This is a genomic window from Salinivibrio sp. VYel1, from assembly GCF_009377945.1.
In the GTDB taxonomy this organism is placed as follows: Bacteria; Pseudomonadota; Gammaproteobacteria; order Enterobacterales; family Vibrionaceae; genus Salinivibrio; species Salinivibrio siamensis.
The window spans coordinates 23,375-36,723 of record NZ_RSAM01000006.1 but is presented as its reverse complement, the minus strand read 5'-3'; the positions used below and the strand labels follow the sequence as shown (position 1 = coordinate 36,723).

At 53.1% G+C, this 13,349-nt stretch carries 11 protein-coding genes; 3 read left to right on the top strand and 8 right to left on the bottom strand.

Going from position 1 to position 13,349, the window contains the following annotated elements:
• Window positions 1-68: 68 nt before the first annotated feature.
• Window positions 69-1,931 (top strand): MFS transporter, encoded by a 1,863-nt coding sequence (locus EHW58_RS07170; RefSeq protein ID WP_152795660.1) that lies wholly within the window; start codon window positions 69-71, stop codon window positions 1,929-1,931.
• Here EHW58_RS07170 and EHW58_RS07165 read toward each other — a convergent pair.
• The 6 genes from EHW58_RS07165 to EHW58_RS07140 are packed head-to-tail and all read right to left on the bottom strand — an operon-like array spanning window position 1,928 to window position 9,077.
• Entirely contained in the window at window positions 1,928-3,328 is a 1,401-nt protein-coding gene (locus EHW58_RS07165; protein ID WP_152795659.1) for an AMP-binding protein, read from the bottom strand. The genes EHW58_RS07170 and EHW58_RS07165 overlap by 4 nt on opposite strands.
• Entirely contained in the window at window positions 3,325-4,314 is a 990-nt protein-coding gene (gene menC, locus EHW58_RS07160) for an o-succinylbenzoate synthase (RefSeq protein ID WP_152795658.1), read from the bottom strand. Before menC ends, EHW58_RS07165 begins: the two co-directional genes overlap by 4 nt.
• Before the next feature lie 8 nt (window positions 4,315-4,322).
• Window positions 4,323-5,189, bottom strand: coding sequence for a 1,4-dihydroxy-2-naphthoyl-CoA synthase (gene menB, locus EHW58_RS07155; protein WP_077638789.1), 867 nt, complete (start codon window positions 5,187-5,189; stop codon window positions 4,323-4,325).
• Window positions 5,190-5,243: 54 nt separating this feature from the next.
• Window positions 5,244-6,023, bottom strand: coding sequence for a 2-succinyl-6-hydroxy-2,4-cyclohexadiene-1-carboxylate synthase (gene menH, locus EHW58_RS07150; protein WP_152795656.1), 780 nt, complete (start codon window positions 6,021-6,023; stop codon window positions 5,244-5,246).
• Entirely contained in the window at window positions 6,016-7,779 is a 1,764-nt protein-coding gene (menD, locus tag EHW58_RS07145; protein ID WP_077665870.1) for a 2-succinyl-5-enolpyruvyl-6-hydroxy-3-cyclohexene-1-carboxylic-acid synthase, read from the bottom strand. The genes menH and menD overlap by 8 nt, the downstream gene beginning before the upstream one ends.
• The gene (locus tag EHW58_RS07140; RefSeq protein ID WP_370517148.1) at window positions 7,779-9,077 is read right to left on the bottom strand and encodes an isochorismate synthase MenF; all 1,299 of its coding nucleotides are present in this window, start codon (window positions 9,075-9,077) and stop codon (window positions 7,779-7,781) included. The genes menD and EHW58_RS07140 overlap by 1 nt, the downstream gene beginning before the upstream one ends.
• Window positions 9,078-9,347: 270 nt before the next feature.
• Between EHW58_RS07140 and EHW58_RS07135 the strand changes: the two genes are divergently transcribed.
• The gene (locus tag EHW58_RS07135) at window positions 9,348-10,568 is read left to right on the top strand and encodes a pyridoxal phosphate-dependent aminotransferase (RefSeq protein WP_077578044.1); all 1,221 of its coding nucleotides are present in this window, start codon (window positions 9,348-9,350) and stop codon (window positions 10,566-10,568) included.
• A gap of 91 nt (window positions 10,569-10,659) precedes the next feature.
• A complete protein-coding gene (locus EHW58_RS07130) occupies window positions 10,660-11,259 on the top strand; it encodes a tRNA-uridine aminocarboxypropyltransferase (RefSeq protein ID WP_152795654.1) in 600 nt (199 codons plus the stop codon).
• A 63-nt stretch (window positions 11,260-11,322) separates the two neighbouring features.
• On the opposite strand, the gene EHW58_RS07125 is transcribed toward EHW58_RS07130, so the two are convergent.
• Together EHW58_RS07125 and yfbR are read right to left on the bottom strand one after the other, a co-directional pair.
• On the bottom strand, window positions 11,323-12,681 hold the full coding sequence (locus tag EHW58_RS07125; protein WP_152795653.1) for an anti-phage deoxyguanosine triphosphatase: 1,359 nt from the start codon (window positions 12,679-12,681) through the stop codon (window positions 11,323-11,325).
• Window positions 12,668-13,270: a 5'-deoxynucleotidase gene (gene yfbR, locus EHW58_RS07120; RefSeq protein ID WP_046075260.1), complete on the bottom strand. Its 603-nt coding sequence runs from the start codon at window positions 13,268-13,270 to the stop codon at window positions 12,668-12,670. Before yfbR ends, EHW58_RS07125 begins: the two co-directional genes overlap by 14 nt.
• Window positions 13,271-13,349 lie beyond the last annotated feature (79 nt).

The following is a 13,349-nucleotide window of genomic DNA, read 5'->3' as shown; positions in this document are numbered from 1 at the left end:
AAGGTTGCGCATACCTCGCTCGCTGCTAGTATAAGTCGCTTATTGCAACGCGAAATGGATCTGCCTAAATGAGCCAACAGTTTCAGCTTTTACGCGAGCGACGTTTTTTGCCTTATTTCATTACCCAGGCATTGGGCGCGTTTAACGATAACGTTTATAAGAATGTGTTGGTGATCATGGTCGCGTTCGCCTCGGCCGATCAACTGCCGATGGACGCCACGCTGTTTATCAACGCCGCTGCTGGGCTGTTTATTCTGCCTTTTTTCTTGTTTTCTGCCTTTGCTGGCGAGCTTGCAGACAAATACGACAAAGCCCTTATTATGCGACGGGTGAAATGGTTAGAAGTGGTGATCATGTCGAGTGCCGCTGTCGCGCTGTATTTTCACGCTTGGAATGTGTTACTCGGCTTACTTTTTTTGATGGGCACCCAATCGGCTTTTTTTGGCCCGGTGAAATACGCATTACTACCACAAACGCTCAATGACAAAGAGCTTGTTTCAGGCAATGCCTTGGTGGAAACCGGCACCTTCTTATCGATTCTGCTCGGTACCTTGCTGGCGGGCTTTATTGCCCATCACCCTGACTCTAACCTGATATCTGGGATAGCCGTATTTAGTTTTGCGTTGCTCGGCGTCATGTCTGCCCATGCCATCCCTCCCGCCCCCGCGGGTAACCCTGGACTCAATTTACGTTACCGACCCGTTGCTTTAATGCGACAAACGCTGCGTTTCGCGCGTAAAGACAAGGTCACCTTACAAGCGATTCTCGGGATCAGCTGGTTTTGGTTTCTAGGTGCCAGCTATTTAACCCAGTTTCCCAAATTCACCGCCTCGATCGGTGGCGGTGAAATTGGCGTATCATTTCTGCTCACCTTGTTTTCTGTTGGCATCGCTGTGGGGGCATTGCTGTGTGATAAGCTTTCTGGTCATCGTATCGAGCCCGGCATTGTCCCCTTGGGCAGTTTAGGATTAACCGGCTTTGGCTTACATTTGTTTTTTGCCACGCCGGCGGCCCCGACCCTTCATAGCAACCTGCTTGCTTTTATCACTGATCCAGCCCTGACCTGGGTGTTTATCGACCTATTGATGATTGGCGTGTGTGGCGGGATTTTTATTGTGCCACTGTACAGTCTGATGCAACAACGCGCCGATAAAGCCGCGCGTGCGCGTGTGATTGCCGCCAACAATATTTTCAATGCCTTGTTTATGGTGGCCAGTGCGATACTCGGTATCACTCTCTTGGTCGTGGTTGAGTTATCTATCGCGGAATTCTTCTTAGTATTGGCGGTGCTCAACTTCTTGGTGGCTATCTATGTCAGCAAACTGGTACCGATTTTCGCCTTGCGCTTTTTTACCTGGATGGTCACCCATACCCTGTATCGAGTAAAACACCAAGACTTACACCATATTCCTGAAAAAGGCGGTGCCTTGCTGATTTGTAACCATGTCAGCTATATGGACGCGCTCTTGTTAGCTGGCGCGTGTCATCGCCCTATCCGCTTTGTAATGTTTGAAGATTTATATCAATTGCCCGTGCTACATTGGTTCTTCCGTACCTCAAAAGTGATCCCCATTAGCCATCGGGGCCGCACGATCCGGGCCGCCATGAACGAGATTCAAAAGGCGCTTGATAATGGCGAAGTGGTACTGATTTTCCCAGAAGGGCATCTTAGTTATGACGGCGAAATCGACCAATTCCGCCGCGGGATGGATATGATTTTGCAACGCTCTCCGGTGCCTGTGGTACCGATGGCGTTACAGGGCCTTTGGGGCAGCTACTTTAGCCGTCATGGCGGGAAAGCCATGTTAAAACTGCCCAAGCGGTTTTGGTCTAAAGTCACCGTCGTCGCCGGTCCAGCCGTTGAGCCTGAGCAAGCGACCTCAGAGCATATGCGCAATGAAGTCATTCGCCTGCGCGCCGACCGGCCTTAGTTAATCGCTTGGCGTTGAGCCCATTGGGTTAATTGCGCTCGAGACGGTTTAATCCCCGCCTCGGGCGATAACGATGGCCAAGGTAAGAACGCGACCGGGCGTTGATAAGCGGGCAAGCGCCGACAATAGTCAGCCAGCTGCTGGGCGTTGAGAAGGCACCGACTCTGGATAATCGCCAACGGACGCGCCCCGAATTCGCGATCGTTAACCGGAACGACCATGGCCTGACGAATTTCGGCACACTGTTGCAAGTGTGCCTCAATCACCTCGGGCTGAACGTTCTCCCCACCGCAGATAAATTGATTATCCTTACGCCCGATGATACGTAGCGTCGGCGGGTGAACGTCTGTACACCAACTCGCTAAATCGCGCGAGGCCAGCCCTTTGGACGCATCAAGCGGTTGCAATGCGCCCGCTTGCCAAACCCCTAAGGCTAACGTCTCCCCGCGGTGGATTACCTCACCGTCATCCGCCACCATCACATCGCGATACGGCAAGGTGGTGCCCACATCATCCTGTCCATCGGCTCGCTTTAAAGTGACCGTCGATGCCGTTTCCGTCATCCCATACCCACACCAACAGCTTATCCCTTGTTGTTCTGCCTGCTCCGTCAGTGCACTTGAAATAGCAGCGCCACCGAGCAACACGTGAGATAAGGTGGAAGTATCTGGGCATTTTCTCAGTGCAGGCAACACGCGATAGAGCTGCGTGGGCACTAACGAGGCGTGGCTAACATGTGTGAGCGCCGATGCCATGCTTTCCCCACGACATGGATAGATAGCCAGCTGTGCGCCTTTATACAACCAACGCCATACAATGGCTAAGCCGGATATATGAAACAGTGGCAACGATAAGAGCCAACGATCGACGCGGTTTTCTAGAGAGGTCGTCTTATCCGCCAAGCCCAAAAAAGGCAGCATTTGGGTTAAACCGGCAGCACTGGCGAGATGCTGATGAGCCGCGTGAGCAATCACCTTAGGCGTACCGGTTGACCCGGAAGTTAAGGTTAAGGTTAGAGGCTTATCGGGTTGCCAATGGGTTGCAATGGGCAGCACATTGACACGCGGTTGGCGCGAGCGGTCAGGCAAAAATTGATAGACGCCAAGTTGACTCAGCACGGAGGCTTGCACCTCGTCACTTAAAGCTTGATTCAATACCAGCGTTTTTTTCCCCGCCTGCCAAGCCGCGAGCATCCCCACAATCAGCTCCCTTTGTGACAATGCGCTGTCGAGCACCACAATGGGCGCCTCACCCAGTAGATCTTGCTGGCCATCCACGAGCGTACTGAGTGCATCCCATGTGAGCGGCGTCTCGCTATCAATCGCTTTCGCGTTCGGTGCTACAGCCGCCCAATGGCGCCATGGCCACGTATCAAACCCAAACATGCGTTGACTCACAAGGTGTTTATCCACACGAGTGGCTGATCGTGGAGTGGGATCAAGGGCTGCGACGCCCCTGGCCAGGTGCGATCGAGTTGATGCTGATAAATCCCCAATGTATCAAGTCCTGGCACGACACCTGGGGTCAACCAATCGGCCAATCGTGATAATTGCGTTAAGCCCAAACTGGTTTCTAATGCCGAGCTAATCACCGCCGTTTTGCCCAACGCATGCGCCCGACTCACCCATTGCTCAATGGTGGCCAGATCGCCGAGTAAACTGGGCTTAATCACCCAGGTCGAGACCCGATCGTTTTCAAGCAACGCCATATTTTGGCTATCGATTAGGCTCTCGTCCCACGCCAGGGGGTAGCCTAATGCCTGTGCTTGTACGAGCGATTGGTTAGGATCGCGACAAGGCTCTTCAATCCAGTGAATTCGCGCTTGGTGGGCTTCACTGAGCCCATTCCAAAAGCTGGCAAGTTGCTCAGGTTGCCAACGACGGTTCGCGTCAAGGCGCAGCCTCAAATCCGGCAACGCCTCTAACATGGTCGCGATCATTAACCGATCGCGGGCGACCTCATACTCCCCCACTTTAATTTTTGCCTCATAAGGCTGGCCCGCCGGTTGTTGCCCCAGCGTCACCAACAAGGCATCAGGATCCCCCGTACACACGGGCACATGACGAAAGCCTGACTGAGTGGGCAAACGCTTGTCTAACTCGGCTTGCGCGATACTTAGCCCCCATGCCACAGAAGGAGGCAGTTGTGGCATGGCAATATTACGATGATCACACCAAACCGCGGTGGCAGCAATTAACGCATGACGTGCCTCAGCAAAGGTTTCTTGGCTAAAACCGGGGAGCGGCGCCACTTCGCCCCAACCACGTTGTGCTCCCTCGCTTAATTCAACCACCAAGCCCTCTCTCTCCGTTAACGGCTGATCACGGACAAATAAACCGGCATTGACTGGCAAGGTGTAGTGATAAATCCGTGCCTGTCTCATAGTGACCTCTATGGATTACGTGGGAAACGATCAAATTCAGGGCGGCGTTTTTCATTAAAGGCATTGCGCCCTTCTTGCCCCTCATCGGTCATGTAAAACATCATGGTGGCGTTACCGGCCAGTTCTTGTAGACCCGCCTGCCCATCGCAGTCTGCATTCAACGCCGCTTTTAAGCAGCGCAACGCCATGGGGCTGTGTTGGAGCACTTCCCGGCACCAACGCACTGTCTCTCGCTCAAGCTCATCCAGTGGCACGACGGTGTTCACCAATCCCATGTCTACGGCTTCTTGCGCATTGTAGAAACGGCACAAGAACCAGATTTCACGGGCTTTTTTCTGCCCCACAATCCGTGCCATATAAGACGCCCCCCAGCCACCGTCAAAGCTGCCGACCTTGGGACCCGTTTGCCCAAACTGAGCGTTGTCGGCGGCGATGGTTAAATCACACATCATATGCAATACGTGGCCACCACCGACGGCATAGCCTGCAACAGCGGCAATGACGGGTTTGGGGCAGGTGCGGATCTGACGCTGAAAGTCCAGCACGTTCAAATGGTGCGTGCCTTCATCATCTTGATACCCGCCGTAGTCGCCCCGCACGGACTGATCGCCGCCGGAACAAAACGCCTTCTCTCCCAGCCCAGTGAGGATAATCACGCCCACTCGGCTGTCATAGCGCGCATCAGCCAACGCTTGCATCATTTCTTTTACCGTTTGAGGCCGGAATGCATTGCGTACCTGAGGGCGGTTAATGGTGATCCGAGCGATACCATCGGTGGATTTATGGTATAGGATATCGCTAAACGCATGCTCAGTCGGTTCCCACTCAATCGGCGCGTAAAGCTCTTTTTCTGTCATTCCCGGCGTGACAGCCATAGTGTCTCCCCTTCCTCGGTTGCTTGGGACAAAGCCCGTCATAAAGATAAAAAGTCAAGCGAGTGCGTGACTTTGCGTGAGTACCTGCACAAACCTATCTGGATTTTCAACATGGCTGTTGTGCCCTGCCCCTTCTATCGGCGTGGCGGGGATCCCGGTGTGTTGCCATAGTGAATGTGCAAGTGAGGTAAATTTGTTGTCGTGCTCTCCACAAAGGTAGTCAATCGTGACGCCTTGTCGAAAGGCTTCACCCAGCCCCGCGCGTAAATTCGCCTGGCGACCCAAAGAGGTCGCCAATAGCATTTTCGCCACGGCGGGGCCGTGATTATTTCCCCGCTCAAGCACTAAAGCGGTACGCTGGTCAGACGTGAGTGACTGGAAGACGGTTTGCTGGTACCAATCATTTAACACCTCTGACAGGGTTTGATGCGCAAAGCGCGCCGCCCACTGGCTATCTTGTGTCAGCCGCTTGCGTCGTTGGTGGCTATCCGCCAAACCTGGGTGACCCGCTTCCAAGAAGACCGCGCGCCAAAGACTGGGTTGAGTGCAGACAAGATGCATGGCAAGGCGCGCGCCGAGCGAGTATCCGACTAAACATGCCTTTTGATGCCCCCACACCTGGTAACACGTTTGTCGTATTGCTGCGACTGTCGTGGCAAAGTCAACGGCTTGATAGCTCACACTGCTACCATGACCAGGCAAATCAATGCACAGCCAATGACAATGGTGCATTTTATCGGTCACCGTACGCCAATCTTCTCCGCTACCTAAAAAACCATGGAGAAACACCACTTTCTTTCCATGCCGATCGCCGCCTTGTTGGTAACTAAGCATGTGTCCCCCTGGCTGCCATGGCAGCTAAGCACTCGCTGAGTACCTGTCCCGCTTCTCCGGCCGGTGTCACCACTTCAATCACATCAGCCCCAGGGGTGGTGAGTGCCTGACTCACGCTTCGCACGAGATCATCTGGGGTCACGGGTTGATGGAAACCCAAAGAGAATTGCGCCGCGATGTGTTCAAAACCTAGATCATGCGGCATCCGGTAGTAGGTATCACAAAGGGTTTGATCAACCGGCAGCGCATCAAAAATGCCACCGCCATTGTTATTCAGGATAAGGATGGCGGCCGGCGCAGACGTCTCCCGCCATAATGCGAGGCTATTAAGATCGTAAAGTGCACTGGTATCACCCAACACCACTAACATTGGCTGAGCGCGGTATCGCTGCACCCCAGCGGCACAGGCGAGTAAACCATCAATGCCCGAGGCGCCACGGTTGGCAAATACCCGATGGTGAGCAAGGTGAGACCAAATATCCGCTAAGCGGATCGCCAAGCTGTTACCGATAAAAACATCCGCGTGGTGAGGCAACATCGCCGGCAGAGTTTGAAAGACATTGTGTTCCGACAAAGGGGAAGTCGGTATGGCGGCGGCCGCCAGTTGCATTTGATACTTGGCACCGTTGACTAGGGCGCATTGCCACGCGCTCACATGCGTCGAATCAGCTATCGCGTCAGAATGTGCACTGTCGACGGCATCAGTCAGTGCATTTAACCACAACCGCCACTGGGACGGCGGCACGACAAACTGTTCGACAGACAAATGATGAGGGGCAAGTGACTGTGTGTGTTCGCTGATCAGCCAGTAGTGAGCTTGCGTTTGCGCCAGCCATTGGCCAAGGCGTTTAGACACCAACCGCCCACCGAGCTGAATCACCCATTGGGCTTGATTCAATTGCTGGAAAAGATCGGGATGGTTAAGCCACAGATCGTAGCCAGGTGCACTGCTCGCCACCCCTGCCTGTGGATCGGCCAAGATAATGGCATGAAGCGAATTCGCTAACCGCTCCACGGCCTCGGACAGCCCCTCTGGCACGGCACCAAGTACAATTACCGTTCGTGGTCCTCCATCAGTCGGCGTCCACCAAGGCGGCCATTCAGGCATCGCAGAACAGCGAGCTTGATGGTGGCGGGTATAACGCTGGCCGCTTTGCCACCAGTGGGCAACAGACTCGCGAAGCTTTTCCTCCTCTGTCTCATCGCGATTGCCATAAAAAGGCTCACGAAACGGACAGTTAATATGGACGCTCCCCCCTTGCTCAGCCTGACGTGCAAGTAGCTGATCCACTTTGGTGAGTAACGCCGGCAAAGGGATCTCAGCGGTCGGCGCCGGAAGCGCCAATTCAGCGGTCACATGAGAAGAAAACAGGCCTGATTGGGTAATCGCTTGGTTCGCGCCACAATCCATTAATTCAAACGGGCGGTCAGCAGAAAGAATCACTAACGGTTCACCGGTTAAGCCACTCTCTACCACGGCAGGCAGCAAATTTGCCACCGCAGTGCCTGAGGTCACAATCACCGCGACAGGCTCACAGATACTCTTGGCCAAACCAAGGGCAAGGTAACCCAGCCCGCGCTCATCAAAGTGACGGTGGATTGTCACCGGACGTTGGGGATGCTGACTTTGTTTCACCGCGGCCAGCGTCAAGGGTGTGGAGCGTGAACCGGGCGCGACACAAATATGCCTGATGCCTAGGCGCGATAGCTCTTCTATCACAACCTCTGCCCAGGTGTGTGTGAGAGAAAGCGACATTAGCAGGCTCCGAGTCTGATGGCGTCTTTTTCAGGCACCGTGCAAGCAGGCAAACACTGACGGAGAGTCGTGAGCTTATTGTCCAGCTCTTGCCACTCAGCATCCGGATCCGAGCCAGGGACAATACCGGCGCCGGCATATAAGTCCACGGTATTCTCTGTCACTTGTGCACTGCGTATTGCCACACAAAACTGGCTTTCACGCTGAGAAAGATAACCGACCGCACCGCTATAACGGCCACGAGCAATGCCTTGCTCGGCTAAAAAGGTACGCGCATTTTCACGGGGCAATCCGGCCACCGCGGCGGTGGGCTGTAAGGCACTGAGCAGCACAGTATCATCAACACCAGGCCCGATGATGGCGCTGATTCGACGACGTAAATGCTGAAGATGGCGAAGCACAATCAGATGCGGTTCAGGGTCAACCGTAATGGTTAACGCATGACGGCGAAGTCCGGCGAAAATATCGTCCACCACCAGCTGATTCTCGTGCACGTTTTTCGTGTCACTTAATAGCCACTCGCCAAGATGATGATCTTCACTAAAGCTTGCGCCACGACGAACTGTCCCTGCTACCGCTTCTGTGGTCACACGACAATCGCGACGGCGGTATAGCCGCTCTGGGGTTGAGCCAACAAAAGCGTCATCAGGGCCGGTTGCAAAAAGGAAGTGAAAACTCTCGACATTGTGCTGTTGGCTATGCTGTAACAGCTGGCCGGCACTGATCGGCGCATTGAGCGACAGACGCGTTTGACGTGCCAGCACCACTTTTTGTAGTGCGGTCTGCTCCATGTGTGTCAACGCACAACGGACAGATTGACACCACTGAGCGTGGTTGGGGGTATGTGTCTCTTCACGGACAACCGCTTGCCCTGCTGCCAAAGGACGGCCTTGCCAAATCACCTGATTAAGTACCGCTTGGCTGTCACACGCCGTGGTGAGATTAATACTCAGCTGCCATTGCTGGTCACGCCTGACGAGCTCAACCACTGGCAAGAAAAAATCACCACAGCCGGGTGCATCATCAAAGGCCACACAGCCCCAAATGCGCTGGTCAGGCAACAGACTGGCTTGGGCCGCATGAAGCTGAGAAAACTGATGGCTAGCGCCCAGTGCCAATACCTCTTCACGACCATCGCGTGATTGCCAGTAGGTTTTCGGGTAAATAGGCTGTGCATCCAACCAAGCAACGGGCGACAAATCACCTGGCCAAGTAAACGCCATGGTCAATTGTGCAGGCGCTTGACTGATCGCTACTTGGCTTTGTAAATGATTAGCCGCTTGAATCAAGGTAGTCACGACATCCTCCAACCGCCTAGGCGGCAGTGCTCTTTGCAAGTCAATCCGTACTCTTTTATGTAGCACGTTATTCTTGCTTATCAGTCTACCTGTGAGCGTCTTTTACAAATATGCGCTAGATCAGTTATCTGTCAAACTTGGTCGATTTTTTTGCGCCATTCCTAGCAGTGAAACTTTATCTGCCCAAGTCTTTCGAATTGGCAAACAAATAGTGTAAGTTACCAAAAAAGCCTAATAACAATTTTCACCTTTTTATTTACAGGAACGTTAATGCAACCTATTGGAATGTCCGCCAAGCTGGATGATGTCTGCTACGACATTCGCGGTCCAGTGATGAAAGAAGCGAAACGCCTCGAAGAAGAGGGCCACCGCATTCTTAAGCTGAATATCGGTAACCCCGCCCCGTTCGGTTTTGATGCCCCCGATGAAATCTTGGTGGATGTGATCCGCAACCTCCCCACCTCGCAAGGATATTGCGATTCAAAAGGGCTCTACTCCGCCCGTAAAGCCGTGGTGCAACACTACCAAAAGCGCGGCTTGATGGACTTAGACGTTGAAGACGTCTATTTGGGCAACGGTGCCTCCGAGCTTATCGTGATGGCCATGCAAGCCCTGCTTAATAATGGTGACGAGTTACTGGTGCCCTCACCCGACTATCCACTTTGGACGGCGGCGGCATCTTTATCAGGGGGCAAGCCTGTCCATTACCTTTGCGATGAAGAGTCGGACTGGTATCCAGACTTAGACGATATCAAACGTAAAATCACGCCCAGCACCCGCGGGATTGTCCTGATTAACCCCAATAACCCAACGGGGGCTGTTTATAGTCGCGACTTTTTGTTGCAAGTGGTGGAGATCGCGCGCCAGCATAATCTGATCATTTTTGCGGACGAAATCTACGATAAAATTCTCTACGACGGGGCGCAGCACTACTCTATCGCCACCTTAGCACCGGATGTACTGTGCTTGACCTTTAATGGCTTATCCAAGGCCTACCGAGTCTGTGGCTTTCGCGCCGGCTGGATGCTGGTCACAGGGCCGAAACAACATGCACGCGGTTACATCGAAGGCCTTGAGATGCTGGCATCGATGCGGCTTTGTGCTAATGTCCCGATGCAGCATGCGATTCAAACGGCGTTGGGGGGATACCAGAGCATCAACGAGCTTATCTTACCCGGCGGTCGGTTGCTGGAGCAGCGCGACAAAGCCTATGAGCTTATCAACCAAATTCCAGGGGTGAGCTGTAAAAAGCCGAAAGGCGCGCTCTATCTCTTCCCGAAAATCGACACCAAACGGTATAACATTCATAACGATGAAAAGTTAATGCTCGACTTTTTATTGCAAGAGAAAGTGCTCATGGTGCATGGAACGGGCTTTAATTGGCACCAACCCGACCATTTCCGGCTTGTCACCTTGCCGCGCGTCGATGACTTGGAGATGGCTATCAGTCGCTTTGAACGCTTTCTCAGCGGGTACAGCCAAGAGAGCTAGTGGGTGTTACCTGTCGATAACGCAAGCACGTGCGACACGGCTTGCGTTATGTTATTGATCACCGTATTCCGTTTATAACGCCCTTATTCGTATGTCTCGATACTGCTCTCGCTGCCATAAAGCCCACGCCATCTGCATTTGCGATGCCATCACCAAGATTGATAATCCCAATCCCGTGATCCTGCTTCAGCACCCTGATGAAGTCTCGCACCCAAAGAACAGTGCCTGCCTGCTGAGCCTTTCGCTACAACATAGCGTGACCTTCGTCGGAGAAGATTTTAGCCAGCATTCCCCGCTGAATGCGTTATTGGCGGACCCGGACATTACTTATGCCGTGCTCTACCCCGGTGAAAACGCGATGGTACTCAGTGAGATGACGGCCCAAGGTGCGAGTGCCAAACAAGGGGTTATTTTGCTGGATGGGACCTGGAAAAAAGCCTACAAAATGTATCAGTTGTCGACCAATTTACAGGCACTTCCGAGTATCCGTATTGACGCCTGTGCGCCAAGCCAGTATCAGATTCGTAAAAGTCGGAAGCCGGGTGCCCTGTCCACCCTCGAGGCCGGCTATATGGCACTGAGTCAACTCAGTGGCGACCCCACACCCTATCAGCCGTTGCTCGACAGTTTTGACCTTCTCGTTCAGCGCCAGCTCGCCTTTATACCCAATGCGAGCAAGCGCCACGACTGAGAGAGCGACTGGCTTAGTGTCCCGCACACTGAGGGCGTCATCACCCACGCTCGTCCCCGATCGCTAGCGAATCGCGTACAGCGGACCATTACTGGCAGCGGTAAACATGGTGCTGTGGAGCTTTTGCGCAAAGCTGTCAGTCATCGACGACAGGTAATCGGCAATCACTCGCATCCCTGATTGGCCGTTCGCTCGGGCGGCCAGCCAGTCGCGTCGATAATCCGTCGGCAACAAACGCTCGGGATCAGAGGCAAAGGCATCAAACAACTCCATGACCAACTGTTGGCCCTTGTACTCCACCACCTGAAGCTCTGGCTGTTTAACCACAAATTCACTGACAAAGCGCTTTAGCACCTCCAAAACACCGGCCATGACCTCAGTCAAATAGGCATTCCACGCCAATAGCGGAGAGGTAAAACTGTGGGTGCCATCTTGATTGGTCGGCGCGACCTCCACTGAGGTCAATAACGTATTGACCAGGGCGCCAATCGCGTCCTTACGCTCGTACGGAGGACCAAACATTTGCTCACTTAGCTCACCAATGTTGGCCTCGAGCCATGGGTCACCACACTCTGCCAAATGGCTTGCTACTGACTCTTGCCATTGCTCCCTCGTCACTAGGCCCATCACGATGGCATCTTCCAAGTCATGGACGCCATAAGCGATATCATCGGCCAGCTCCATGATGGAGCAATCGAGAGATTTATAGCGTGTTTTGCGGTGTTGGTCGGCGGCCGTGTGATCACGAAACGTTAAAAATAACGCGCGATCCGCTTCATTAAGCGGCGCAAGCACCCAATCTCGCCGCGCTTTATCATCATCATAAATGCCCTTAGCAGGTTGCCACTCCCGCGCTTTAAGATGGCGAAAGTCATTAACCGGCGCAGGCTGATTGCCATTGTGAGCGGCACTGATCAACGCAGGGTACTTCATCACTCCCAGTAAGGTGCGACGCGCCAAGTTCATCCCGTGAGCTTGTGTATAGGGCTCAAGCAGCGTAACAATGCGAAAAGTTTGCGCATTGCCCTCAAACCCTCCGTCATTGCGCATCATGTAATTCAATGCGATTTCGCCCCCATGGCCGTAAGGTGGATGACCGATATCGTGAGCCAAACAGAGGCTTTCCATCAAACCGGTCGACGGAAGTAGTGGGCGAAATGCTGGTTGTTTCTCTTTGAGCTGCGCGACGATGCCGGTACCAATTTGCGAGACCTCAAGTGAATGGGTTAACCGAGTCCGATAAAAGTCGCTGTGCTCGGCACCGAGCACCTGGGTTTTTGCTTGCAAGCGTCGAAAGGCAGCTGAGTGCAGAATCCGCGCACGATCGCGTTGGTACGCCGTGCGTTTATCATGACGACGCTTTTTCTGCTCATTTGTCATCTGGCGAATTTGCCAGGCGTCAGATAGGTCAAAATCCATCATCACTGATCTCATCCAACGACAGTGTAAAACTATCCACAAAAGTGGCCATAAAGTAATCGCTCGCCGGAGAGCGCCTTTTCTCTAACGAGGCTTCCAGCCGCTTCTTCGCTTGCTCAAACTCATGGTTCCCTGCTGCAATCTCTTCCAGGCATTTTAAATAAGCACATAAGGTGTCGGCCTGTTTCACCAGTTGGTAATCATCCGGCGCGATGTGGTCTGAGTCTATTAGCCCGCTATATTCCTCTTGTAACTCAGGCGGCAGCATCGCGATAAGCTTTTTCTCGGCCATTTTCTCTATTTTTTTATACTCCCCCGCAATGGATGGATTGAAGTACTTTACTGGGGTAGGCAAGTCACCCGTGATCACTTCGCTGCAATCATGGAACATCGCTAATACCGCGATACGCTCGGGTTGATAGTGACCATTGAAGCGTTTGTTATTGATTAACGCTAACGCATGCGCCACAAAGGCAACCTGTAAACTATGTTCAGAGATGTTTTCGGCGGAAACATTGCGCATCAGTGGCCAACGATAAATCAGCTTCATTCGCGCAAGGTGGGCAAAAAAGTGGCTTTGTTTTTGAGTCATCGCATCCTGCTACCATGCTACACATCGCTGTCATTGTGTGCATTCAAGCCAGCAGACACAAGTATTATTCGCGCAAAGC